General features: G+C 37.7%; 29 protein-coding genes, 1 other RNA gene and 1 other annotated feature. All 30 genes read right to left on the bottom strand.

Annotation, left to right across the window (positions count from 1 at the left end; genetic code table 11):
• Position 1 precedes the first annotated feature (1 nt).
• Positions 2 to 649, bottom strand: a complete 648-nt coding sequence (tmk, locus tag H3R25_RS07720; RefSeq protein ID WP_198189112.1) for a dTMP kinase — start codon at positions 647 to 649, stop codon at positions 2 to 4.
• Positions 650 to 751: 102 nt separating this feature from the next.
• The gene (locus tag H3R25_RS07715) at positions 752 to 982 is read right to left on the bottom strand and encodes a YaaL family protein (RefSeq protein WP_109715716.1); all 231 of its coding nucleotides are present in this window, start codon (positions 980 to 982) and stop codon (positions 752 to 754) included.
• Positions 982 to 1,581, bottom strand: a complete 600-nt coding sequence (recR, locus tag H3R25_RS07710) for a recombination mediator RecR (protein ID WP_074426282.1) — start codon at positions 1,579 to 1,581, stop codon at positions 982 to 984. Before recR ends, H3R25_RS07715 begins: the two co-directional genes overlap by 1 nt.
• The gene (locus tag H3R25_RS07705; protein WP_046307416.1) at positions 1,582 to 1,911 is read right to left on the bottom strand and encodes a YbaB/EbfC family nucleoid-associated protein; all 330 of its coding nucleotides are present in this window, start codon (positions 1,909 to 1,911) and stop codon (positions 1,582 to 1,584) included.
• Between the two features lie 19 nt (positions 1,912 to 1,930).
• On the bottom strand, positions 1,931 to 3,754 hold the full coding sequence (dnaX, locus tag H3R25_RS07700) for a DNA polymerase III subunit gamma/tau (protein ID WP_198194858.1): 1,824 nt from the start codon (positions 3,752 to 3,754) through the stop codon (positions 1,931 to 1,933).
• A gap of 54 nt (positions 3,755 to 3,808) precedes the next feature.
• Positions 3,809 to 3,908: signal recognition particle sRNA small type (gene ffs / locus H3R25_RS07695), an RNA gene on the bottom strand.
• 25 nt (positions 3,909 to 3,933) lie between these two features.
• Positions 3,934 to 4,452: a tRNA adenosine(34) deaminase TadA gene (tadA, locus tag H3R25_RS07690; RefSeq protein WP_198194856.1), complete on the bottom strand. Its 519-nt coding sequence runs from the start codon at positions 4,450 to 4,452 to the stop codon at positions 3,934 to 3,936.
• A complete protein-coding gene (locus tag H3R25_RS07685) occupies positions 4,452 to 5,072 on the bottom strand; it encodes a class I SAM-dependent methyltransferase (protein ID WP_198194854.1) in 621 nt (206 codons plus the stop codon). Before H3R25_RS07685 ends, tadA begins: the two co-directional genes overlap by 1 nt.
• Positions 5,073 to 5,296: 224 nt before the next feature.
• The gene (locus H3R25_RS07680; RefSeq protein ID WP_198194852.1) at positions 5,297 to 6,313 is read right to left on the bottom strand and encodes a C40 family peptidase; all 1,017 of its coding nucleotides are present in this window, start codon (positions 6,311 to 6,313) and stop codon (positions 5,297 to 5,299) included.
• Between the two features lie 76 nt (positions 6,314 to 6,389).
• Entirely contained in the window at positions 6,390 to 7,319 is a 930-nt protein-coding gene (locus tag H3R25_RS07675) for a C39 family peptidase (protein WP_198194850.1), read from the bottom strand.
• A 170-nt stretch (positions 7,320 to 7,489) separates the two neighbouring features.
• The gene (locus H3R25_RS07670) at positions 7,490 to 8,422 is read right to left on the bottom strand and encodes an SLAP domain-containing protein (protein ID WP_198194848.1); all 933 of its coding nucleotides are present in this window, start codon (positions 8,420 to 8,422) and stop codon (positions 7,490 to 7,492) included.
• A gap of 249 nt (positions 8,423 to 8,671) precedes the next feature.
• Positions 8,672 to 9,037, bottom strand: a complete 366-nt coding sequence (gene rplL / locus H3R25_RS07665) for a 50S ribosomal protein L7/L12 (RefSeq protein ID WP_122035682.1) — start codon at positions 9,035 to 9,037, stop codon at positions 8,672 to 8,674.
• Between the two features lie 48 nt (positions 9,038 to 9,085).
• Positions 9,086 to 9,595 (bottom strand): 50S ribosomal protein L10, encoded by a 510-nt coding sequence (rplJ, locus tag H3R25_RS07660; RefSeq protein WP_122035684.1) that lies wholly within the window; start codon positions 9,593 to 9,595, stop codon positions 9,086 to 9,088.
• Between the two features lie 37 nt (positions 9,596 to 9,632).
• Positions 9,633 to 9,757, bottom strand: a sequence feature (ribosomal protein L10 leader region).
• Between the two features lie 79 nt (positions 9,758 to 9,836).
• Complete coding sequence (phoU, locus tag H3R25_RS07655; protein ID WP_187158655.1) at positions 9,837 to 10,565, bottom strand: phosphate signaling complex protein PhoU; 729 nt, start codon at positions 10,563 to 10,565, stop codon at positions 9,837 to 9,839.
• Between the two features lie 15 nt (positions 10,566 to 10,580).
• Complete coding sequence (gene pstB / locus H3R25_RS07650; RefSeq protein ID WP_046307434.1) at positions 10,581 to 11,336, bottom strand: phosphate ABC transporter ATP-binding protein PstB; 756 nt, start codon at positions 11,334 to 11,336, stop codon at positions 10,581 to 10,583.
• A 12-nt stretch (positions 11,337 to 11,348) separates the two neighbouring features.
• Positions 11,349 to 12,149, bottom strand: coding sequence for a phosphate ABC transporter ATP-binding protein PstB (pstB, locus tag H3R25_RS07645; protein WP_074426291.1), 801 nt, complete (start codon positions 12,147 to 12,149; stop codon positions 11,349 to 11,351).
• A 10-nt stretch (positions 12,150 to 12,159) separates the two neighbouring features.
• Positions 12,160 to 13,053 carry a phosphate ABC transporter permease PstA gene (pstA, locus tag H3R25_RS07640; protein WP_046307436.1) on the bottom strand — a complete coding sequence of 298 codons (894 nt, stop codon included), beginning with the start codon at positions 13,051 to 13,053 and terminating at the stop codon, positions 12,160 to 12,162.
• 7 nt (positions 13,054 to 13,060) lie between these two features.
• A complete protein-coding gene (gene pstC, locus H3R25_RS07635) occupies positions 13,061 to 14,053 on the bottom strand; it encodes a phosphate ABC transporter permease subunit PstC (RefSeq protein ID WP_074426292.1) in 993 nt (330 codons plus the stop codon).
• 1 nt (position 14,054) lies between these two features.
• Positions 14,055 to 14,921 (bottom strand): phosphate ABC transporter substrate-binding protein, encoded by an 867-nt coding sequence (locus H3R25_RS07630; protein ID WP_187158654.1) that lies wholly within the window; start codon positions 14,919 to 14,921, stop codon positions 14,055 to 14,057.
• 137 nt (positions 14,922 to 15,058) lie between these two features.
• Positions 15,059 to 15,751, bottom strand: a complete 693-nt coding sequence (gene rplA, locus H3R25_RS07625; protein ID WP_122035690.1) for a 50S ribosomal protein L1 — start codon at positions 15,749 to 15,751, stop codon at positions 15,059 to 15,061.
• 71 nt (positions 15,752 to 15,822) lie between these two features.
• On the bottom strand, positions 15,823 to 16,248 hold the full coding sequence (gene rplK, locus H3R25_RS07620) for a 50S ribosomal protein L11 (RefSeq protein WP_046307440.1): 426 nt from the start codon (positions 16,246 to 16,248) through the stop codon (positions 15,823 to 15,825).
• A gap of 126 nt (positions 16,249 to 16,374) precedes the next feature.
• On the bottom strand, positions 16,375 to 16,923 hold the full coding sequence (gene nusG, locus H3R25_RS07615; protein ID WP_198194846.1) for a transcription termination/antitermination protein NusG: 549 nt from the start codon (positions 16,921 to 16,923) through the stop codon (positions 16,375 to 16,377).
• Between the two features lie 100 nt (positions 16,924 to 17,023).
• On the bottom strand, positions 17,024 to 17,194 hold the full coding sequence (gene secE, locus H3R25_RS07610) for a preprotein translocase subunit SecE (RefSeq protein WP_046307442.1): 171 nt from the start codon (positions 17,192 to 17,194) through the stop codon (positions 17,024 to 17,026).
• 5 nt (positions 17,195 to 17,199) lie between these two features.
• Positions 17,200 to 17,349, bottom strand: coding sequence for a 50S ribosomal protein L33 (gene rpmG, locus H3R25_RS07605; RefSeq protein ID WP_074426294.1), 150 nt, complete (start codon positions 17,347 to 17,349; stop codon positions 17,200 to 17,202).
• 184 nt (positions 17,350 to 17,533) lie between these two features.
• Positions 17,534 to 17,752: a hypothetical protein gene (locus H3R25_RS07600; protein ID WP_046307443.1), complete on the bottom strand. Its 219-nt coding sequence runs from the start codon at positions 17,750 to 17,752 to the stop codon at positions 17,534 to 17,536.
• A gap of 67 nt (positions 17,753 to 17,819) precedes the next feature.
• The gene (locus H3R25_RS07595) at positions 17,820 to 18,398 is read right to left on the bottom strand and encodes a sigma factor (protein ID WP_198194844.1); all 579 of its coding nucleotides are present in this window, start codon (positions 18,396 to 18,398) and stop codon (positions 17,820 to 17,822) included.
• A gap of 197 nt (positions 18,399 to 18,595) precedes the next feature.
• Positions 18,596 to 19,351, bottom strand: coding sequence for a 23S rRNA (guanosine(2251)-2'-O)-methyltransferase RlmB (rlmB, locus tag H3R25_RS07590; protein ID WP_109716047.1), 756 nt, complete (start codon positions 19,349 to 19,351; stop codon positions 18,596 to 18,598).
• Positions 19,338 to 19,781: a Mini-ribonuclease 3 gene (locus H3R25_RS07585; RefSeq protein WP_122035694.1), complete on the bottom strand. Its 444-nt coding sequence runs from the start codon at positions 19,779 to 19,781 to the stop codon at positions 19,338 to 19,340. The genes rlmB and H3R25_RS07585 overlap by 14 nt, the downstream gene beginning before the upstream one ends.
• Entirely contained in the window at positions 19,774 to 21,198 is a 1,425-nt protein-coding gene (cysS, locus tag H3R25_RS07580; RefSeq protein WP_198194842.1) for a cysteine--tRNA ligase, read from the bottom strand. The genes H3R25_RS07585 and cysS overlap by 8 nt, the downstream gene beginning before the upstream one ends.
• 146 nt (positions 21,199 to 21,344) lie before the next feature.
• Positions 21,345 to 22,850: a glutamate--tRNA ligase gene (gltX, locus tag H3R25_RS07575; protein WP_074426298.1), complete on the bottom strand. Its 1,506-nt coding sequence runs from the start codon at positions 22,848 to 22,850 to the stop codon at positions 21,345 to 21,347.
• Positions 22,851 to 22,901 lie beyond the last annotated feature (51 nt).

Raw genomic sequence — 22,901 nt, 5'->3', positions numbered from 1 at the left:
ATCAGTCCTTTAGCAAATCTTTTGGTATCCGTTTTTTAATAATATTAACACAGTCTTCTACTACTCGATTAACCGGTCGATCTCCATCGACAATGGCAATTCGCTCTGGATGTTTACGGTTAATTTCAAGATAACCTTCATAAACCTTTTGATGAAAGGCTAATTTTTCCTGTTCCAAACGGTCTTCCTGACCCGCGCGAGCACGTTCAATTCGTGCAAGACCAACTTCAGGCTTAACATCTAAGAAAAGAGTTAGATTCGGTTCAATGCCACTAGTTGCAAAATTATTAATTTGCTTAACTGCATCGATTCCAAGATCACGTCCTGCACCCTGGTATGCCAATGAACTATCGACAAAGCGATCAGAAAAAATCACCTTGCCTGCTTTAAGTGCTGGAATTACTGTTTCACTCATATGCTGGCTACGAGCAGCTGCATATAATAGTGCTTCAGTTTTTGCACTCATTTTTTCATTAGTCGGATCCAAAATAAGCTGCCGAATTTTTTCAGCAATTATTGAACCGCCTGGTTCGCGCGTTACTAGATATTGTGTTTTGAGCAGCGGTGCAATTTGGGCAACCACTTGTTCTAAAACCGTGCTTTTACCGGACCCATCAGGCCCTTCGAAACTGATAAAATAGCTATTCATAAAACTCTCCATGAGTCTATTTTACAAGAGATTGTCTTATATTAACACCCCAAGGTCCTTTAATTTTAGTAAAAATAAAAAAGCCCTTAAATTAGAGCTTTTTTATTCTGAAATTGCATTTGTAAAACCACTAAATCTTGTATGTCGATGACGAGCTTCATCATATAAAAAAGAATACTTGGCCTGCAATATTTTACCTACAATGATATTGTCTTCTGACATGTCAAGGGTAGTTGGATCTAGACTTTTTTGGATCGCAATTTCTTCTTGTAGTGTTTCAATTGTAGCGATCAGCCGCTGATCGCCTAGTTTTTTAATCTTATCGTGTGCCATTAGATTGAAGTTCTCCCCTGCACTGCTCTTTTTAGAGTAATTGCATTTGCATATTCAATATCACTACCAACTGCCAAACCAGCTGCTAAGCGCGTAACTTTGATACCAGATGGCTTAATTAATTTACTAATATACATTGCGGTAGACTCGCCTTCCGGCGTTGAGTTTAGTGCCAAAATCACTTCTTTAACTTGCTCCTGTTTTTGCAAGCGAACAATCAAGGATTTGATATTGATTTCTTCAGGTCCAATGCCATCCATTGGCGACAAAATCCCATGCAGAACATGGTACAAACCGTTATATTCACCCATTTCTTCAAATGCCATTACATCTTTGGGTTGTTCAACCACCATAATTGTTGATTGCTCACGGTTTGGATCACTACAAATTGTACATGGATCTTGCTCGGTAATATTGCCACAAATTGAACAGCGATGAAGTTTTTCTTTTACTTCATTTAAAGCAGTGCTAAAGTCATGAACATCTTCATCAGGCATATCTAAGGTATAAAAAGCTAACCTGGTTGCTGTTTTTTCACCAATTCCAGGTAATTTCATATAAGAATCTATCAAATGTGCAATTGGTGCTGGATATTGCAATTAAATCATACCCTTCGTATATTTACCTAAACTTTGCTGTGTCGCTTCATCAATTTCTGATAAGCCTTTATTAACAGCATCAATAATCAAATCCTGCAACATATCCGGATCATCAGGATCAATTGCATCTTTATTAATGTTAATATCCTTCAATTTGCGGTCACCACTAAAGGTTGCAACTACCATATCATCTGCAGACTTTCCTACGAATTCTTGGGCAGTGATAGTTTGTTGCTCTTGGGCCATCTGCTCTTGCAACTTTTTAGCTTGTTTCATCATTTGTTGCATGTTCATGCCGCCCATACCACCAAAATTAGGTCTTTTACTCATTGTTTTTCTCCTTTAAATTTTAATCCTTAATATTAACAGCGTCACCAAATAAGTCTTTCGCTTTTTGAACAACTTCATCGTTATTCTCTTGCACTGGTTCCTCTGCCTCCGGCTCTTCAATACCAGATTTTTTCTGCCGTTTAAGTAGTTCATCCCTGTGCGACTGTAAAAATTCTTTCCGAACTGTGAACCAGTCCTTATCCGGAACAAGCACAATTTGGTACTCATGCTTAGTAAATTTCGCAATCTGATCAGTCAAAATATCAAGCAGATCATCATCAGAGCTAGCTTTTTCAAACCAAAGCGCATATTTGCATTTCATCACTACCTGATCCGGACTAGCCGCCACAGGCTCAAGCACATCAAGCAGTGCTCGCTGCGAAACAGCTAAAACAGATTGCAAATCTGGCCATACATCTTTGATTGCCTGTAGATCTTTTTTAGTGGCATTTTCCAAAACATGATAGACCTGTTTGCGATTCTGCTCGTCTGCATGTTGATCGTTGCGGACCTTCTTTTTATGAGTTTTAGGTTTAGCAGCTTCTTCAGAAGGTTGGGACATTTTACCTACATTTGATATTTCAGTATCAAGGTGGAAAATGCGGTCGCTGTTTACGTTTTGCGTTTTACCAAGCTTAGCAATTTTTTCAGTTAATTCAACCACTTGCTTTTTAAGCGCAGTTACTTCAGCTTGCAGTTCTTGACCATCAGCTGCCTGCTTTTCTACTACTGGAGAAGTAGCTGGCGCAGCTGCAGTGGTTGGCGCTACTTCCTGATTAGTACTTTCAACCAAGAAGACCTCTAAGGGAATTTGCTGCTGATTAGTATACCGCAAATCATTTAGCGCAGTGTTGGCAGATGCAATTAAATTAAAGTAGCGTTGTTCAGGAATATCCTTAATCTGCTCAACGAAATCCTGACTTAAAAAGTTACTTTTATTTTCTCCACCAGCTTTTAGCAAAATCAAAGCGTTCGTGGCCATATCAATTAACTCATCTAATATATTTTTTGAGCTCGCACCATTCTGCAATTCTGTCTGGGCTAAAGCAAGAGCTTGGCTTGCATATTTATTTAAAATTGCTAATAAAATCTGTTCAATTTTTTCTTTGGCAGCAAAGCCAGTGATTTCAAGTGCCGCATCATACTCAACCGAATCATTTTCATAACTGAGCAACTGATCAAGGATACTAAGGGCATCCCTCATCCCACCGTCAGCTACTTCAGCGATTACAGCCAGCGCCTTGTCATCATATTTGATATTTTCTTGATCAAGGATATACTTCATCCTCTTTTCAAGGTCAGCTTGCGAAATTCGCTTAAAATTATAGCGCTGCGTTCGAGAAATAATTGTAGCTGGGACTTTTTGTAATTCAGTAGTCGCTAAAATAAAGACAACATGCTCAGGTGGCTCTTCCAAAGTCTTCAATAGAGCATTAAATGCCCCCATTGAAAGCATATGAACCTCATCGATAATGTAGACTTTGTATTTTCCCTGAGTCGGAGCGTATTTAACCTTATCACGTATTTCACGGATTTCATCGACCCCATTATTCGAGGCCGCATCAATTTCCATGATATCAGCCATCGCACCCTTATCAGCAGCAAGACAGTTCTCGCACTCATTACATGGTTCGCCATCTTGAAGGTTAGTACAGTTGAGTGCCTTGGCAAAAATCTTGGCACACGAAGTCTTACCTGTACCGCGCGGTCCTGCAAATAAAAAAGCATGTGAAATCGTGCCGCGCTTAATCGCATTTTTCAAAGTATTCGTAATATCTTCTTGACCAATAACACTGTCAAAAGTGCGTGGTCGCCATTTGCGGTATAACGCTTGATAAGCCATTGATTTATCTTTCTCTAGTAAAAAACTCTTAACTCTTCGAAAGAGTTAAGAGTTTGTTAATGTCTAATAAAAGGCACATGCCTGAACGACCTTAGTGCTGCTACCTTCCGGTCCTGACACGCTTTGGAAGCCAAACATTGCCCAATAGATATACTAACGTACTTTGAGATTTTTTTCCACTAATTTACAGAATTTTTGCTATTTTCCATTCCCTTTTTAGCTTCTTTTTGCTTGTTTCTGATCTCCCTAAAAAAAGATTTGAGCATCTGACTTGCTTCATCTCGGTATAAGCCTCGAATTACGTTGGGATGATGATTAAACTTGCTCACTTCAAACAAGTTAACTACGCTACCAGCTGCACCTGCCTTAGGATCAAGCGCACCATAGAAGACGTTCTTTATTCTAGAATTAATGATTGCTCCTGCACACATTGGGCATGGTTCCAAAGTTATAAAAAGACTGCAATCAAGCAGACGCCAAGTTTTTAGTTTTTCACATCCCTGCCGGATTGCCATCATTTCAGCATGCTGCGTTGCATCTTGATCAAGTTCTCTACGATTATACCCTTCACCAATTACCTGTCCTTCAGGGTCAACCAAAATTGCACCAATCGGAACTTCTCCTTTTGCCTCAGCTTTTCGAGCCTGTTTAAAAGCTAATTGCATGTATTTTTTCTTTTCTTCACTTGAAAAAGACATTAGGAGTTCACCGCCTGCAAAACGTAGTAACCCTTATCACGAATTAGAATTGTGCAGTTGCCAAAAGTTTCTTTCAGCAGCTTACGTGCGGTCGGTTCTCCCTGTTTTTTCTGGATAACGACTAGTAAAACACCATCTTCAACTAAATGGTCCTTTGCACCAGCTAAAATACTTGAAACAACCTTTTTCCCTGCCCGAATTGGAGGGTTGGTAACAATTAAACCAAATTTCCGTTCACTGGGAACTTCATCATACACATCCGATTTGTAGATATTAACATTAGTAATGCCATTCAGTTCAGCATTTTGGGCTGCCAAGTTAAGACCACGTTCATTTACATCAACTAAATCAACAGTTTGCTCAGGCCAAAACTTGGCTGCAAAGAGGCCAATCGGACCATAGCCAGCACCAACATCTAAGATGTTACTACTTGGAAAATCAACTTCGGCCATTTGCTTGATTAAAACGCCTGAGCCATAATCTACACGCATTTTTGAAAAAACGCCTGCATCTGTTGTAAATTTTAGATCAATATTGTTTATTTGATAATCAATTATATGCTCATCATGTTTAGCTGTAGGATTAGCAGCATAATACATTTGATTTTCTTGGTCACTCATTATTTACTCGTTTCTTTTTTAAACAGTTTTACTGTAAATAATTTTAACGAACCATTTCACTTTTGCAAATTAGAAAGAACAAAAAATCCACTTCATTACTTAGAGGTATTCTTCTACAATTATTTAATGACAATTTTGCAAACATTTTAGGATAAACTAAAACCCCGAAACTATCTAAATTTCAGGGTTTAAGGCTTTAATTTAAAGCTTTTATATAATTTTATCTAGCTTTTTTCGTGAATTGCTACATTTTTTGTATCTGGAAATACACGCTTTGCATAATAATATCTGTTAAAGTTTGCTGACCATACAGTTACACCAGCATTTGGCCAAGAATGTAAAACCTTATTTTTGCCTAAATAAATTCCAATATGATAACAGCTTGGTTTTGGTCGTCCATAAAAAATTAAATCACCACGTTTTAAATTCTTCAGACTAACTGTTTGCAAGGTTGGACTTTTTACAAATGAGCGGCAGCCCCATTCGTGAGTAGCATGCCAGCGAGGATTAGCAGGAGATGGATCAATTCCAGTTGCATACATACACTGCATTACCAAACCAGAACAGTCAACTGAAGTACCTGGCTTCTTAGTAGTGAAATTAACCCATGCGGTGCCTGCATTTTTATACTCATAGCCACGTTTGATAAATGCTTCAACATAGTCGTTTCTTGTCGAAGCATAATTCAAGCTTTTATCAAGTGGGCTAGTATAATAGCCTTTCAAATGTAAATCATGCATATGTAATTGACGATATTTTTTAGGAATCTGATAGCGTCGAACCGTTGAAATTGTTATCTGATTACTTGTTGCTGCAGTTGAATCAGCAGTTTCTGGAGCAACTAATCTCCATTTTGATTGCAATTGATGATACCAACTTGATGGATAAACGATTGTTAATCCACCTTTTTCATCTGTGGTGAATTCCTTAGCATTAACGTACTTTTTCCCATTCCATTTCTGTAAATAAACTATCCTTTTTTCGGGAGTGTTTAAAGTTACTTGATTGGATATTTCATCTCCTGCTGTCCATTTATATTTGGTATATAAATTTTGAAAAGAAGTTACAGTTTTTTCAGAATTAATTGTACTTGGTTCTTTTTCATCATTATTTGCAATTTGTGAATTACTACTTTCTACTTGAGGATCAACCGTTTGAGCAGAAGCAACAGTTCCTGATGCAGATTCAAACAATATCAGAATAGCAGCTAAACTAGCAAATATTCTATTTTTACGTTTCATACTTTCTCCTTCAACATTTTTTATTTCATTCTAAAAATATAATAGCACAAACAATAAGCAGATAATCATCAATAAATTAATAACTTAAAGCCCGATATTCGTTAGCACGCCAGTGTTCCATAAAACTATTGGTAGAAATTGAGCTTTTCTTGCCAGTCCAAGGATCATTATAGTATAAATAGTCATTTTGATAGCCTGTAAGAGTTAAGGCATGATTTGAAAATCCATCTATTCCTGCTACCCAAACAACTACAGGATGAGAATGTAATAGTTTATTTTTGATTGATTTTAAACTTGCACCTGTCATTACCTTTGAGGTACCTAGGCATTTAGTTACTACATTTTTAATGCCATTTGGAGCGACCCAATATCCTTGGGGATATTTCTTATATGGTGAACCAATGAATCCTTTGTTAGGATTGCTACTTCTCGGTGTCATATTTGCTACTTGCGTTTTAGAAATTTTAACGCCTGCAAAATTAAGCATCATTGTCACTGCAGTCATCTCACATCCTGTTGGTAATTGTGGCCGCTGAGAAATCACTTTAACCATATTTTTAATACCAGTAATTTTTCCCTGTTTTATCCAGTAATATGCTTTAGGGGTAGCTATTGTAGACTCAATTCTTTTGCCATCTTCTCCATAATAGCTATACGTTGATTGATGTGGGGTTTTGCGAACTCCACTTAGCCTTACACCATCCTTATTAAACAAATAATAAGAGTTATCAATGATTTTCAACCCTGTAAGCTTTTTACCTAGTTTATAATAATAAGTTTGTCCATTCTCTGTTACCCAACCTTGTTTCTCATTATTTTGAATAGAATCAGAGTTATTTTTTGAATCCGTTTTTGGAACTCTATTGTTCTTTTCTTCTGTTACGTTAGTCTTGTTTTGTTCATTTGTATTGTCGGTACTAGCCGCACTTACAGGAATACTTTTTCCAAAGAAAAAAACTAAAACCAATAAAGATAGAGAAAAAGTAACTATTCTTTTTTCTTTCATTCAACCCTCTTTTGTAAATTATCTGTATCAAAATTATTCATACTAAAATTATAATTTAAGAAAAGGAAAAATAATATATCATGTAGTAAGATATCTTAAAGCACTTTACCAATGTAAATAAAAAGAGGCAACCCTGTTTTATTAACAAGTTTGTCCCTATATTGACTTATTTAATAAGTAACTCCTACAGATGAAAAAATTTGACCACCTTGTCCGATAACTGCACCCAAACCAATTGTCTTGTCTTTTGGATTTAGCAAGATATCACGGTGCCCCCAGTTTGAAGCTGCATCGTTATAAATATATTCGTAGAGCATCCCTTGAGCAACCAAAGCACTTGAAGCATTCTTTGCAGGAACTAGCTCATTAGTAGAATGGTCAACACTGAAGCCCCATGGAAACATTGCGATACATTCTGCAACACTTGCACTTTTAATATTTGCATCTTCAAAGCATTTTTCAAGAATGAACTTATTGTTTGAGTCAAAGTGAGAAAAATTATTTGGCAACAGCTTTGTTCTCTCCTGAACTACTTCATCGTAGTGAGAATCCTCTGATACTGCTGAAAGGCCGCGTTTTGCCCTTTCAGCATTTAAACCATCTAAAAATGCTTTTCTAAAATCAGAAATTGAAAAATTGCTTACCGCATCATCCTTAGACTTACTTGGTGTCTTCGGTATAGTTGGTGTTTTTGATGTTTCTGATGTCGCATTAGTATTTGGTGTAGTTGGTGTTACAGGTGTGCTTGTACTTGGGTTGGTAGTATCTTGTTGTGGTGTTGGCTTGATAATAGTTACATACTTAGCTAAAACATATTTATTGTAGCCAACCCTATAGTACTTCTTCTTATTAATCTTTACTTTACCAACTAATGCTAATTTTTTACCCTTTTTTAAGGTTGATTTTTTTATTTTGTGGCCTTTTCCATTATACAAACTTGTCTTTTTGGTAATACGGCCTATCTTTGCGGCCGGAACAGTTAGCTCAGTTCTACTAGTTACCTTTTTAGCTTCTGAAGACTCTGCATTTAATGCTAGACAGCTTACCAAACTTGTAATTGCCACAAGTGCTGTTAAAGCTTGGCGACATTTGCTTTTTCTCATTAGTTTTCTCCATTCTTGATTATTTTTAATAAAAAACTCCTAGTAAATACAAATACACTAACTGCTTTGTATACTTTTACTATAAATCCAATTATATTACAAACTAATGATTATGATTAATTATTTTAAAAATTAAGCTGAGTAGATAATCCTAATTATAAAAGTTTATATTTTTACAAACAAAAAAGCGCAACCCCAAACATATTGGGATTACGCTTTTTCTATTTAGCTTGTCCAGTTGGACTGTAACTATTTCAAAGTTACTGAAGCACCAACTTCTTCAAGCTTAGCCTTGATGTCGTTAGCTTCATCTTCAGAAACGCCTTCTTTAACGTTCTTAGGAGCACCATCAACAAGGTCCTTTGAGTCCTTAAGGCCAAGTCCAGTAAGGTCACGAACAACCTTAATAACTTTAACCTTTTCTTGACCAGCTTCTGTTAATTCAACATCGTAGCTTGACTTAGCAGCAGCTTCACCACCGGCAGCACCTGCAGCAGCAACTGGTGCAGCAGCAGAAACGCCAAATTCATCTTCAATAGCCTTTACAAGGTCGTTTAATTCAAGAATTGAAGCACTCTTTAAGTCTTCAATAAACTTTTCAGTATCTAAAGCCATATTTATATATCCTCCGAAATATTTTTATTAGATATAAATTACATTATATTATTCAGCAGATTCGTCTTTTGAATCAGCAACAGCGTTAATAGCATAAGCGACGTTACGTACAGGGGCTTGTAATACAGAAACAAGCATTGATAGTAATCCTTCGCGTCCTGGAATAGCAGCAAGAGCCTTGATATCTTCCTTAGAAGTTACCTTGCCTTCAAGCACACCACCCTTAATGTCAATAACATCAAAGTCATTTTCGTATTTTGAAACAATACGAGCTGGTTCAGTGATGTCATCAGCGTTATCAGTATAAACAACAGCTGTAGGTCCAACAAAAGTATCTTCAAGACCTTCAATGCCAGCCTTAGCGGCAGCACGTCTTAGGTAAGTGTTCTTAACAACCTTCATCTTAACATCGTTATCACGAAGTTCCTTACGCATGTTAGTAACTTCTTCAACAGTTAAACCAAGGTAATTAATTACCAAAATAGCTTTTGCAGCTTTAAGATCTTCAGCAAACGCATCAACGAACTTTTCTTTTTCAGCAATAGCAGCTTTACTCAATCGAATTCACCTCCATTAATTTTTTTGATAAATTCTATAAGGCCTTAAAAAAACTCCATGCCAACAAAGACATGGAGCATTTGAAATCTTCATAATCTTCTGGCCTCGGCGGGATATTGAGGCGTTAGCCACCCGAGTCTTAGGTAGAATTCACTTTATTAACTATAGCAGGGTTACTTTTTAAATGCAAGCAATAATTTTGTTAATAAAAAGGAACTACTGTAATAGTTCCTTTTAAACTTTATTTCTTTTTAGTTTTTTTGCTCTTCTTTGGAGCTTCTTCCTTGGTTTCCTTCTCAGAAGTTTCCTTGTCTGAATTGATTAATTCAAATAAATCACCGGAAGACTTGTAAATAACCCAGCTTGCTAAGTTAACAATGTGATCACTGATTCGCTCTAACAAACGAATGATGACAAAGTAACTTGCTGAAGCAACGGCAACATTAGGGTCCTTTTTGACACCATCAATGATCATTTTTCTAGCCTTGCGGTAGTCATAGTGAACATCTGCATGGCCATCAAGCATTTCACGAGCAGTCTTCTCATCGTCTTGAACATATGCGGTCAATACTTTGATTAACATCGTACGTACTTGGTGTGTCATGCGTGAAATGATTTCCTCAACATCAGGAATACGAGGATTACCCTTCACTCTAACTGTTTCAACGGCAATACTATTGGCATTCTCACCAATTCGTTCTAAGTCAGTAGTTGCTTTTAAAATACTGATTACCACACGGAAGTCAGTTGCAACTGGTTGTTGCAATGCCATCAGGTCAAGTGCCTTTTTTTCGATTGTAATTGCTTCTTTGGCAACAACCTTATCTTGTTCAATCATTTCTTGAGCCATCTTTTTATTATGGTCAACAAATGAACGAGTACCCTTGTCAATTAATTCATTGACTTGGACTCCCATTTCCATAAATTGTGTATTTAACTTTTTCAGTTCATCCAAAAATATTTCGTGCATGATCCACCTCCAAATTTAGCCAAAACGACCATTAAGATAATTACTAGTTATTTCCTTCTTAGGGGCCAAGAACATTTGCTCGGTTGACCCAGACTCAATCAATTCACCATCCATTAAAAAAGCAACCTGATCAGAAACACGACTCGCTTGTTGCAAGTTGTGCGTAACCATAATGAATGTATACTTCTTTTTTAAGCCCATTAAAGTTTCTTCAATTTCGGCACTTGAGATTGGATCAAGTGCTGAAGTCGGCTCATCGAGTAAAACTACTTCAGGTCTAACAGCTAACGCACGTGCAATACAGATTCTCTGCTGCTGTCCCCCGGAAAACTCCTGGGCATTACGCTGCAAATTATCCTTGGTTTCATCCCAAATCGCCGCTTGCTTCAAGCTTTCTTCAACTCGTTGATCAATTAATTGTTTATCCTTAACTCCTGCAACCCTTAAGCCGTAGGCAACATTGTCATAGACTGGAAAGGGAAAAGGTGTAGGTTGTTGGAAAACCATTCCCACTTTTTTACGTAATGCAACTAAATCCAGTTTGGCACGATAAATATCTTCACCTTCAAGCAAAATCTTACCTGTAATGTTGATATTATCAATGTCATCATTCATCCGGTTCAAGCATCTTAAGAAGGTTGATTTTCCGCATCCTGATGGACCAATCAAAGCAGTTAACTGCTTTTCTGGAAAGTTAAGACTGATGCCATGCAACGCCTCAAATTTGCCATAACTTAATTTGACGTTTTGGGCCTCCATAATATTTGTCATATGATCGCTCCTTTAGCCAAAACTACCTTGAATGTACTTTTCAGTAATCTCACCTTGTGGATTAGTGAAAATATTTGTAGTCGTATCATATTCAAGTGCATGTCCTAAATGAAAGAAAGCAGTGTACTCACTGATTCTGGATGCTTGCTGCATATTGTGCGTAACCATTACCATAGTGTACTTCTTACGCAATTGCTTTAAAGTATCTTCCAACTTAGCAGTTGAAACTGGATCTAGAGCACTTGCTGGCTCATCTAAGAGCAAAATTTCAGGTTTCAGTGCGATTGCTCTTGCAATACACAAACGCTGCTGCTGCCCACCAGAAAGAGCTAAGGCACTTTTATCAAGTTTATCTTTAACTTCATCCCACAATGCAGCAGCTCGCAAACTTTCCTCAACAATTTGATCAAGCTTTTGTTTGTCCTGTTGACCATTAGCCTTTAGCGCATAAGTTATATTTTCTCTAATTGACTTAGGGAACGGGTTAGGCTTTTGAAAGACCATCCCAATCGCTTTGCGCAATTCATAAACATTGATTTTCTGTTGATTTACATCAAGATCATGAAACATAATCTTGCCATCTACACGCGCTACACGATCATTCATGCGGTTTAACGATCGTAAAAAAGTTGATTTCCCTGAACCTGAAGCACCAATTAGTGCTGTAATCGTGTTTTTCTTAAATCCTAAACTTACATCAAATAATTTTTGAATTGTACCGCCATAAAAAACACTTAAGTCCTCAGTGTAAATAGCACAATCTTCATCTTTAAAAGTCTTAATGTAAGTCTTTTGAGTTTGCCAATTTTCCATAGAATTTTCCTTATTTAATTTTAGCGGCGGTCAAGCGATTGTATAACCAATTACCCAACGCACGAGCGCCAAAATTAAAGATAATGACTACAATAACCAATAAGGCAGAAGTAGCAGCTGAAACGACTGTAACATCGGGAATGATTCCTTCAGTATTAACTTTCCAGATATGGACAGCCAAAGTCTCAGCCGGACGCATCACGTTTAAAAAGCTGGTTGGACTGAACATATTCCAATTAGAATAATCAACAGTTGAACCACTTTGTCCTGCAGTATAAATTAAAGCAGCTGCCTCACCGAAAACGCGTCCAGCACTTAGGATGATACCCGTGATAATGCCTGGAAGTGCCGCAGGCAAAACAATGCCGCGGATTGTTTTCCAGTTAGATAAGCCAAGTGCCCAACCGGCTTCACGCTGGGTTTGTGGCACACCTTTAATTGCTTCTTCAATGTTACTAGTCAAAATTGGCAAATTAAAAAAGGTTAGCGCTAACGCACCGGCAATAATTGAAAAGCCGAGACCAAATTGAACAACAAACAGTAAATAGCCGAAAAGCCCAACAACGATTGAAGGAAGTGAACTAAGAATTTCTATCGTAGTTCTAATTAATTGGGTTACCCAATTGTCCTTTGCATATTCAGCTAAGTAGATTGCTGCACCCAAAGCAATTGGTAGTGAGATCAATAAAGTTAAAATCAACAAATAGAGTGAATTAAACAATTGATCTCTTATTCCACCGCCAGCTTCAAATGAAGAAGAAGCAGAGGTTAAAAAGTGCCATGATAAGTGTGGTACACCGGAAATCAAGATGTTTCCAATAATACCAACCAAAAGTAGGATTACGATGCCAACTAGCAAATAGATTACGCCAGTAGCGATACGATCATTTCTCTTTGAATTCATTTTGCTACTAACTCTTCTTTCCGATTAAGTGTACTAAGAAGTTGAACACTAATGACATTATTAATAGTAGTAATGCCAAACTCCATAATGCATTGTTAGGCAATGTGCCCATAACTGTATTACCCATTTGACTAGTTAATTGACTAGTTAAGGTTGCTGCTGGACTAACCAAGTTGTAAGGCATTAAGACTGCATTACCAATCGCCATCTGAACAGCTAAGGCTTCACCAAAGGCACGCGCCATTCCGAAAATAATCGCTGTCATAATACGTGCTCGAGCAGCTCTTAGAACGACATGGTAAATAGTTTGCCATTGCGTTGCTCCTAGCGCAGCAGAAGATTTACGTAGCTCCTTTGGAACTGCCTTAAAGGCGTCAACTGTTAAAGAAGTGATTGTTGGTAACACCATAACAAAAAGAATTAAGGTGGCCGTCAAAATACCAAAACCTGTTCCACCAAAGACAGTTCTAACAGCGGGAACAACAACAGTTAAACCCAAGAACCCATATACAACTGATGGAATACCAACAAGTAGTTCCATAACTGATTGCAGAAGGTTTGCTTTCTTGCCTGATTCGTATTCAGTCATAAAGAGTGCTACTGCGATTGCAAATGGAGTAGCAATAAGGGCTGCAAGCAACGTAACTGCAAAAGAAGTAACAATCATTGCCGCAGCACCAACGTGATTAGGACCAGCACTTGGATTCCAATCAGTTGAGAACAGAAAATGAAAGATGTTAACTTTATCAGTAAAAAAGGTTGCTAAACCATGACTACCAACAAAACCAATAATGGAGACAATCAAAATACCGATTAGTAAAATTGCTAAAGCAGTTAAACCTTTGCCCCAGCGTTCTTGTCTGGTTTCCTTAGAAGGTTTAGTTAACCGCGCAATATCAATACTATGCGGATCAATCCCCTTAATTTTGACGTGAGGAACTTTTTGTTGAGCAATTGCTTGTTCAACAACTTCCTGCAAGTCTTGTTCTTTTTTTGACATACTAATTACCTATTTTCGTAACTTTATTTTCACTATCGCGCGAAACTTTCATTTCATGAATACTTAGATAGCCAATTTTAGGTACTAAATCTCTTTGTACCTTTTTACTTAAGACATAGTTAATAAACTTAGCAGTTGCCTTGTTAGGCTTACCTTTAGTGTACATATGTTCATATGACCAAAGTGACCACTTATTAGTTGGTATGTTCTTATTGATTGGTTGAACATGATCTATACTGATTTTCTGAATGTTCTCATCATTTGCATACGGAAATGAAATATATGAAATTGTTCCTGGTGTAGAATTAACAATCTTTTTAACCGTTCCGTTAGAATCCTGTTCCTGCGAATTGACAGCATCTTTCCCATTTAAAATCAGATCTTCAAAGGTTGTTCTTGTACCACTACCACGAGAACGGTTAATCACAATGATTGGCAAGTTTTTACCACCAACTTGACGCCAATTAGTTATTTTTCCCGTAAAAATGGCAGCTAGTTGCTTCTTGGATAAGTTCTTAACACCGACACCTTTATTGGCAATTGGGACAATTCCAACAACCGCAACAGGATAGTCCTGCAGCTTCTTTTCATCAATTCCTTTTTGGGTTTCAGCAAAAACATCGGATGTTCCTACTTGCACCGCACCTGCTTGAACCTGGCTAAGTCCTGTTCCAGAACCACCACCTTGAACAACAATATTACTATCAAGATGAGCCAAATGGTAATCATTACCAGCTTGCTCAATTAATGGCTGCAAAGCACTGGATCCAACAATCGTGATCTTTTCCTTACTTTGACTGCAACCCACTAAAAAAAGTGGCACAATCAAAAGGACTGCCAGCAATTTGCCCACATTCTCTTTACGCATTATACTTTCCTCAATTTGACAATAGGATTAAGCTTAGTTTATCAAATATCTTGCAATTGATAAATATTAAAGGTTAAAAAGTCGATAAAAAAAGCAACTCGCTCATGTGGCAGAGTTGCTTCCTTATTTTCTTTGAATTAATCCAAGTTTAATGGATCAAGCTTGATCCCAGGACCAAAGGTTGCAGCAACTGCAACGCTCTTGATGTATTGGCCCTTAGCAGCTGATGGACGTGCACGTAAAATAACGTCACGGAGAGCATCAAAGTTCTCAACTAATTGTTCATCAGTAAATGATACCTTACCGATAGCAGTATGAATAGCTGCTTGACGGTCAACACGGTATTCAACTTGACCAGCCTTAACGTTCTTAACGGCTTTTTCGATATCCATTGTTACAGTACCGGTCTTAGGGTTTGGCATTAAACCTTTAGGTCCAAGTACACGACCCAAACGACCAACTTTAGCCATCATTGTTGGTGTTGCAACAACAACGTCAAAGTCTAAGTAACCGTTTTGAACTTTTTCTACTAAGTCGTCAGAACCAACTTCGTCAGCACCTGCAGCCTTAGCTTGTTCAGCTTGAGCACCTTCAGCAAAGACAATAACCTTTTGGGTCTTACCAGTACCGTTTGGCAAAACAAGTGAACCACGAATTTGTTGGTCAGCTTGTTTAGGGTCAACGCCTAAGTTGTATGAAACTTCAACTGATGCATCGAAACCAGCATATGAAGTTTCTTTAACTAACTTAATTGCTTCAGCAACTGAATATAATTTCTTTGAATCTACTTTTTTAGCAGCTTCTAAATATTTTTTACCATGCTTTGGCATGTGATTTCCTCCTTAATATGTGGTCAAACGAGCCTCAAGCTCTCCCACCTAAATTGTTATAAATAACAGGATTAGTCTTCGACTTCGATACCCATGCTTCTAGCAGTACCTTCGATCATTCGCATAGCAGCTTCAACATCTGCAGCGTTAAGGTCCTTCATCTTTGTTTCAGCAATTTCCTTAACTTGATCCTTAGTTACCTTACCAACTTTCTTGGTGTTAGGTTCACCGGATGCCTTGTCGATCTTAGCAGCTTGCTTCAAAAGAACTGGAGCTGGTGGAGTCTTAGTTATGAATTCGAATGAACGGTCTTCATAAACTGTGATGACTACAGGAATAATCATGCCTTTTTGGTCAGCAGTTCTAGCATTGAAGTCCTTAGTAAAACCTACAATGTTAATTCCTGCTTGACCTAAAGCAGGACCAACTGGAGGAGCGGGTGTTGCAGCACCAGCTGGTATTTGTAATTTGACAACGTTAATAACTTTTTTTGCCACGGTCAAAACCTCCTTGATTCCGTGCGTGGTTAAAATGGAAAAGTTACCTACTTTTCCTCCCACAATAATAAAAGTACTTTAATATGGTACCATCGTTTTTTTAAATTTGCAATCTCTCGTAAAAGTTTAGCTGATTTTTTCTACTTGATCGTAGTCAAGCTCGGTTGTAGTTGCACGACCAAACATATCAACTGAAACAAATAGCTTGTATTTATCAGGTTGAATTTCAGTAATCTTGCCTTCAACACCGTTAAATGCACCATCAATAATAGTGACAGTTTCTCCAACTTCGTAATCAACTTGAGGACGTTTTGCAGGTTCCCCTTGTTGACGCAACAGACGATTAACTTCTTCTTCAAGAAGTGGAGATGGCTTAGAACCACCACCGTGTGAACCAACAAATCCAGTTACGTTAGGTGTATTTCGAACAACAAACCAACTTTCGTCAGTCATGACCATTTCAACTAATACGTAACCAGGGAAGATTTTTTCTTCAACTTCTTTTTTCTTGTCGTTGACCTTCTCGATTTTTTCTTGTTCAGGAACCATTACCCGAAAGATATAATCTTGCATCCCCATGCTTTGTGCACGTGATAATAAGTCAGATCTAACCTTATCTTCGTATCCTGAATAAGTATGAAGCACGTACCATTGCTTCTTTGTTGTTTCAATCATTACAAATTTCTCCTTTTATTTTGGCAAACAAAAAAACCTCCACTCAGAGGTTTTTTCTTTAACTTTATTTATTATATCACGAATAGAATTTCATTTCTATTTACATGAACATTTGTGTTAAAACGCTGAACAAGTAGTCTAACACTCCTAGAAACAAGGCGAATAAAACTGAAGTAGTAATGACTGTTCCAGTATCATGACGATTTTGTTTAGCTGTTGGCCATGTTACCAAGTGCATTTCGTGTGCTACGCTCTTAAAAAACTTAATCATTCAATTTACCTCGTTTCCTTGTGTAATGTCATTTTGCCACAATGTTTACAAAATTTATTCAATTCAAGCCGCTTCGTGCGATTCTTGCCTGCGGTGATTGAGTAGTTACGCGAGCCGCATACGCTGCAAGCTAATGATGCTTTTTTCACTGCCATAATCTCACTTCCAAACTATTGTATTTTAGCAAAAAATACAGGTATAAGCAATTCATTTAATAATTGCCCTAAAATTCAAGTCAATTTTTCTCTTTAAATAAAAAGCAGCTACTTATTAAGCAGCTGTTTTTGGTGGTCAAACAAAAGCGTAACCACCGGGCGTAGAACATTGTAATAGTCGGATTTACTTCTTAAGATTTTCATTTACGAAGGATTCGATTTTATCGTCAGAATAATCAAGGAACGGAAGCATATCTTCTTCCGTCTTCATGGTATCTCTACCATTCTTTTCCATGAAATAGTCCCAAAGAGCATCCCTAACTGGCATGTCTGAATCACTCCAGTCAAAAACCTCTTTCATGTGACGATCTAACAATGCAGTCTTGATAACATCTTCTGCCATCTTAATCTACCTCCTATAAAATAATTCTACAATTATTAATTATACGCTAAATTCTCATCATTTTCTATTAAACAGAGTCTAATAAAATTAATCGTGCTTTTTGCAACAGACGCGAGCGTGCCCTTACTAAGGTCATTGGCAAAATTTGCCAGTCGTTAATTATCTGTTCTGGTTGACAAAGTCCGAGAATAATTAATAAAGCCGTAACTTCTAAAATCGATAGCTTGTTGACTAATTCAGCTAGTTTTATGCTTAGCGGCACTTCTGGTAAAAAAGTTTCTGGCCGCCGAATAGGATTCATTCCTTTAGTAACTGCTGCTTCAAAAGAAATTGCTTTGGCCCAAGCCTTTCTGCGGTATGCCATTTCACGTCTAAGAAGCGTATTGGCATGATTTACCAGCCGAACTTTGTAATAGCTAGCGAAATTACCCTTTTTTGGATCAAAATCTTTCACAGCTAAATAACAAATGATCATCGCATCCTGGTCCCAATCCTGATTATCGTAAGAGCGAAGATGATATTTTTTCTTAATATTCGCAATTAGTGGACGATACAAAAAGCAAAGCTTACGTAGTGCATCAGTCTGCCCACTTTTGATTTGCATAATTAACTCTGTTTCTTCCCCTGCTACTTCTATTTTAGCCATATTGCTATTCTCCTTTAGTTGATATCTGAACTAAAGAATACTGAGAAGCAAAATTTAATTTAAACGAACCAATGTTTAAATTTTTCACTAACAGGTAAATGTAACGGTTAATAACAGCAAAATTCACTTTAGGTTGTCAGAACAAAATTTGCAAAAAAAATGAGCGCACATTTTGTATGGGCACCCATTTAACTTTTTTATTTATGATGATTTCTAGTATCCAGCATTTGATATAGCAAAACACCAGTTGCAACACTTGCATTGAGAGATTGCACATGGCCAACCATTGGCAAAGTAATCATTTGATCCATTTGTTCTTTCAGTAAGCGTGAAATGCCTTTACCCTCATTTCCGATTACAAGAACAGTTTTACCATTGCTATCCCACTGACGATAGTCTGTTCCGTCCATATCTGTGCCAAAAAGCCAGTAACCACGTTTTTTCAACATTTGACTAGTTTGTACAAGGTTATTAACGCGGGCAACCGGAACGTAATCAATCGCACCAGTTGAGGTTTTAGCCACAACAGACGTCAAACCCGTTGCGTGTCTTTTCGGGATAATGATTGCATCGACCCCAGTTGCATCAGCTGTTCTCAAAATCGAACCCAGATTGTGCGGATCTTCAATTGAATCAAGCATTAACAAAAATGGTTGTTTCTCCTCTTGATCAAATTGATCAAGTAAATCATCCAAATCCGCATATTCGAAACTAGCAACAGTCAGAACAAGTCCCTGATGATTGCCGCCTTGAACTAGGCGATCAAGCTTATTTTTAGGAACAGTTTGAACAACAATTCCTTTTTCCCTTGCTAAACCGAACACTTCATCTGCAAAGCTTTCCTGCACACCTTGTTGCAAAAAAACCTTATTGATTCTGCCAGCATCCTGCGTTTTTAAAAAATCAATTCCAGCATGTCTACCAAAAACAAAATCACTATCACTTGAAGTCATATTCATCAATGCCACCATTCTCCACTGTTTCAATACACCAAGAAGTTAATTCTTGAAGCCGCTCTTTTTTACCAAGTAATTCCAAATAGCCCCAAACTGCTTCAAATCCTGTCGACAATTGGTATGTCGCTAAACTAGTATTCTTGGCCTTGCTATAAGTTTTAGAATTACGACCGCGACGAAAAGTTGCTAGTTCATCCTCACTCAATAAGCCATCTTCCTGCATCTTAGTAATCAAAGCCGCTTGAGCCTTGGCTGACACATAATGTGTTGCTCTTAACTGCAAAGCTTGTGGCTTAACAATGCCACATTTAACTAAATGCCGCCGAATATCAACTTCATAAACAGCATCCCCTAAATAGGCTAATGTCTGCCCGTTTAATGTATCTGGATTAATTTCGTTTTCGACCAACTTTTTACTATTACTCACGAATCCACCTTGTTCCTTGCGGAGTATCTTCAATGATTACTCCCATTTCTTTTAATTGATCACGCAACTGATCACTTTTAGCCCAGTCTTTGTTCTTCCTCGCTTCATCACGCTGCTCAATCAAGGCAACAATTTCCTCATCACCTTGTGTTTCATTTTGCTTAATCAACTCGGCGGTATCAATACCAAAGATACCCAACCAATCTGTTAATAGAGCTTGCGCCTTCATTAATGCGTCTTTATCGACACTTTCAGCCGCAATATTAGCATTTAACACTGGTAATAAATCATAAATTGCTGTTAACGCGTTTTGAACGTTAAAGTCATCATCCATTGCGGTAACAAAATCTGCTTCCGTTTTAGCCAAAATTTCACGTAAATTAGCGTCTTCAACATTAGAAGTGTCGTCTTTTAAACGATAATTTAAGTTAATCAACGTGTTCTTAAAACGCTGCAAAATAGTCTGTGCTTGCTTAAGGTTTTCTTCTGAATAGTTAATCTGGCGCCGATACTGAACACTGGCCATAAAGAAACGAAGAACCTGCGGATCAACTTCCTTCAAAATTTCATGAACCGTTACAAAATTATGCAACGACTTCGACATTTTTTCTTGATCAGCACCTACAGTAACAAAACCGTTATGCATCCAATAATGAACAAATTTTTTACCTGTAGCGGCTTCACTCTGAGCAATTTCATTTTCATGATGTGGAAATTCAAGATCTTGCCCACCACCATGAATGTCAATTGTATCGCCCAAGTATTTGGTTGACATGACTGAACATTCGATATGCCAGCCTGGCCGTCCCTTGCCCCAAGGAGACTCCCAAGCAATCTCATCAGGCTGTTTTTGCTTTTTCCAAAGGGCAAAATCAATTGGATCTTCTTTACGATTCTGTTCTTCCTCGTTAACGTGTTCCGAAGCGCCCTCTTCTAATTCAGCAATGTTCTTACTACTTAATTCACCATAGTGCGCAAATTTCTTTGCTCGATAATAAACATCACCAGCAGATTCATAAGCATAACCTTTTTTAATTAGCTTTTCAATAAAACTGATAATTGAGGCAATTTCACTAGTTGCACGGGGATTCTTAGTTGCGGGCTCGATATTTAAAGCGGCCGTATCCTCTTCATAAGCTTCAATGTAGCGATCAGCTAATTCAGGCACAGTAATGCCTTCGGCACGTGCTTCATTAATCATTTTATCGTCAACGTCAGTAAAGTTAGACACATAATTAACTTTATATCCGCGGTATTCAAAATAGCGTCTAATGGTGTCAAAAGCGATTGCACTTCGTGCATTACCGATGTGAATGTAATTGTAAACCGTTGGGCCACAGACATACATCGTAATCTGCCCAGGGTTAATTGGTTGAAATTCTTCTTTAGTTTTCGTCAGAGTATTATATATTTTCACGACGGCTAACTTGCCTTTCTAAAACTTTATCTCCATTCTAACAGAAACAATAGTAGTTTCTAGCTTTTAAAAAATAATTTATCGGAAAACGGCAAAACAAAAGAGCGCCTATCAATCAAAAATAGGTGCTCTTTTATTGCATTAAATTATAAGCCGTTTTCGCTCATTTGTTTCAAGGTTAAGTCAAGGTGCTCATGAACTTTTTCTTTACCCAAAAGCTCCATTGCTTCGCCAATTCCAGGGCCAACCATTGATCTAGTAGTTGCGATTCTGATTGGCATGAATAGGCGTCTACCCTTAATGCCAGTTTCCTGACGAGTTGCCTGAACCGCCTTCATAATTTGTGGTGAAGTAAACCGAGGAATTAAATCAATTTGCTTCTTGAATTCTTCAATAACAGGTCTTGCTTCATCCTTGCGGATTTCGTCAATTTCTTCATCGCTCAAATCTTTTGGTGCGTCAAAGAAAATCTTAGCTAAATCAACAATTTGCTTAGTATATGACATTTGCACAGAGTAAATGTTAACTAATTGACGTACCCATTCCATCTTTTCAGGGTTTGGATCTTTTTCAACTAAACCAGCTTCTTGTAAATTGTTAAGTGCTAAGTCTAGTAAAGTATCACGATCTGCCTTCTTGATGTATTGGTTGTTAATCCACTCTAACTTTCTTCTGTCAAAAGCCGCAGGTGAATTTGATAAACGAGCAGGATCAAATTGCTTAATCAATTCGCGTTGAGTAAAGATTTCGTTTTCACCAACAGGTGACCAACCAAGAAGTGTAATGAAGTTAAACATTGCATCTGGTAGGTAGCCTAAATCACGGTATTGCTCAATAAACTGCAATACTGACTTGTCTTCTTCACGCTTAGATAACTTCTTACCAGTTTCCGCATTGATAATTAAAGTCATGTGACCAAACTTAGGTGGCTCCCAGCCTAATGCCTCATAAACAGCAAGCTGTTTAGGTGTGTTAGAAACGTGGTCATCCCCACGTAAAACGTGAGTTATTTCCATTAAATGATCGTCGACAACTACTGCAAAGTTGTAAGTTGGCATACCATCACGTTTTTGGATAACAAAATCGCCACCAATTGTGTCAGACTCAAAGCTTAAGTGGCCCTTAACGATATCTTCCCAAGAATATGTTTCCATTTCAGGGATGTGAATTCGAACAACTGGCTTTAAGCCCTTTGCCTTTGCCTCTTCTTGCTTTTGCGCAATTTCATCGGCAGTCAAGCCTTCATACTCGTAAGTATAGTGTGGAGCAATTCCCATTGCCCGTTGCTCTTCACGTTGTTCTTCAAGCTCTTCTTCTGTTTTGTATGAATAGTAAGCTTTACCTTCATCTAACAGTTGTTGAATGTACTTATTATAGATATCTTTACGTTCAGATTGACGATATGGGCCAAAATCGCCGCCCTTGTCAGGACCTTCATCCCAGTCAATACCTAACCAACGTAAGTTTTCCATTTGTGATTTAGAACCACCTTCGACATTACGTTTTTGGTCAGTATCTTCAATTCTTAAAACAAAAGTACCTTTATTATGACGCGCAAACAAGTAGTTGAATAGTGCAGTTCGCGCATTACCTATATGTAAGTGCCCTGTTGGACTTGGGGCATATCTTACCCGAATTTTTTGTTTTGCCAAAATTCATGCCTCTTTCAAAAAGTAAATATAAACATTTTTAGTTTACCCGTA

This window comes from Lactobacillus sp. M0390 (assembly GCF_016102085.1).
Taxonomy (GTDB): Bacteria; Bacillota; Bacilli; order Lactobacillales; family Lactobacillaceae; genus Lactobacillus; species Lactobacillus apis.
The sequence above is the reverse complement of the archived record's forward strand: the minus strand, read 5'-3'. Positions and strand labels throughout refer to the sequence as shown.

Coding starts and splice junctions, on each gene's coding strand:
- tmk (WP_198189112.1), bottom strand. CDS start 649: ATGAATAGCTATTTTATCAGTTTCGAAGGGCCTGATGGGTCCGGTAAA.
- H3R25_RS07715 (WP_109715716.1), bottom strand. CDS start 982: ATGGCACACGATAAGATTAAAAAACTAGGCGATCAGCGGCTGATCGCT.
- H3R25_RS07705 (WP_046307416.1), bottom strand. CDS start 1,911: ATGAGTAAAAGACCTAATTTTGGTGGTATGGGCGGCATGAACATGCAA.
- dnaX (WP_198194858.1), bottom strand. CDS start 3,754: ATGGCTTATCAAGCGTTATACCGCAAATGGCGACCACGCACTTTTGAC.
- tadA (WP_198194856.1), bottom strand. CDS start 4,452: ATGTCTTTTTCAAGTGAAGAAAAGAAAAAATACATGCAATTAGCTTTT.
- H3R25_RS07685 (WP_198194854.1), bottom strand. CDS start 5,072: ATGAGTGACCAAGAAAATCAAATGTATTATGCTGCTAATCCTACAGCT.
- H3R25_RS07680 (WP_198194852.1), bottom strand. CDS start 6,313: ATGAAACGTAAAAATAGAATATTTGCTAGTTTAGCTGCTATTCTGATA.
- H3R25_RS07675 (WP_198194850.1), bottom strand. CDS start 7,319: ATGAAAGAAAAAAGAATAGTTACTTTTTCTCTATCTTTATTGGTTTTA.
- H3R25_RS07670 (WP_198194848.1), bottom strand. CDS start 8,422: ATGAGAAAAAGCAAATGTCGCCAAGCTTTAACAGCACTTGTGGCAATT.
- rplL (WP_122035682.1), bottom strand. CDS start 9,037: ATGGCTTTAGATACTGAAAAGTTTATTGAAGACTTAAAGAGTGCTTCA.
- phoU (WP_187158655.1), bottom strand. CDS start 10,565: ATGCACGAAATATTTTTGGATGAACTGAAAAAGTTAAATACACAATTT.
- pstB (WP_046307434.1), bottom strand. CDS start 11,336: ATGACAAATATTATGGAGGCCCAAAACGTCAAATTAAGTTATGGCAAA.
- pstB (WP_074426291.1), bottom strand. CDS start 12,149: ATGGAAAATTGGCAAACTCAAAAGACTTACATTAAGACTTTTAAAGAT.
- pstA (WP_046307436.1), bottom strand. CDS start 13,053: ATGAATTCAAAGAGAAATGATCGTATCGCTACTGGCGTAATCTATTTG.
- pstC (WP_074426292.1), bottom strand. CDS start 14,053: ATGTCAAAAAAAGAACAAGACTTGCAGGAAGTTGTTGAACAAGCAATT.
- H3R25_RS07630 (WP_187158654.1), bottom strand. CDS start 14,921: ATGCGTAAAGAGAATGTGGGCAAATTGCTGGCAGTCCTTTTGATTGTG.
- rplA (WP_122035690.1), bottom strand. CDS start 15,751: ATGCCAAAGCATGGTAAAAAATATTTAGAAGCTGCTAAAAAAGTAGAT.
- nusG (WP_198194846.1), bottom strand. CDS start 16,923: ATGATTGAAACAACAAAGAAGCAATGGTACGTGCTTCATACTTATTCA.
- secE (WP_046307442.1), bottom strand. CDS start 17,194: ATGATTAAGTTTTTTAAGAGCGTAGCACACGAAATGCACTTGGTAACA.
- rpmG (WP_074426294.1), bottom strand. CDS start 17,349: ATGGCAGTGAAAAAAGCATCATTAGCTTGCAGCGTATGCGGCTCGCGT.
- H3R25_RS07600 (WP_046307443.1), bottom strand. CDS start 17,752: ATGGCAGAAGATGTTATCAAGACTGCATTGTTAGATCGTCACATGAAA.
- H3R25_RS07595 (WP_198194844.1), bottom strand. CDS start 18,398: ATGGCTAAAATAGAAGTAGCAGGGGAAGAAACAGAGTTAATTATGCAA.
- rlmB (WP_109716047.1), bottom strand. CDS start 19,351: ATGACTTCAAGTGATAGTGATTTTGTTTTTGGTAGACATGCTGGAATT.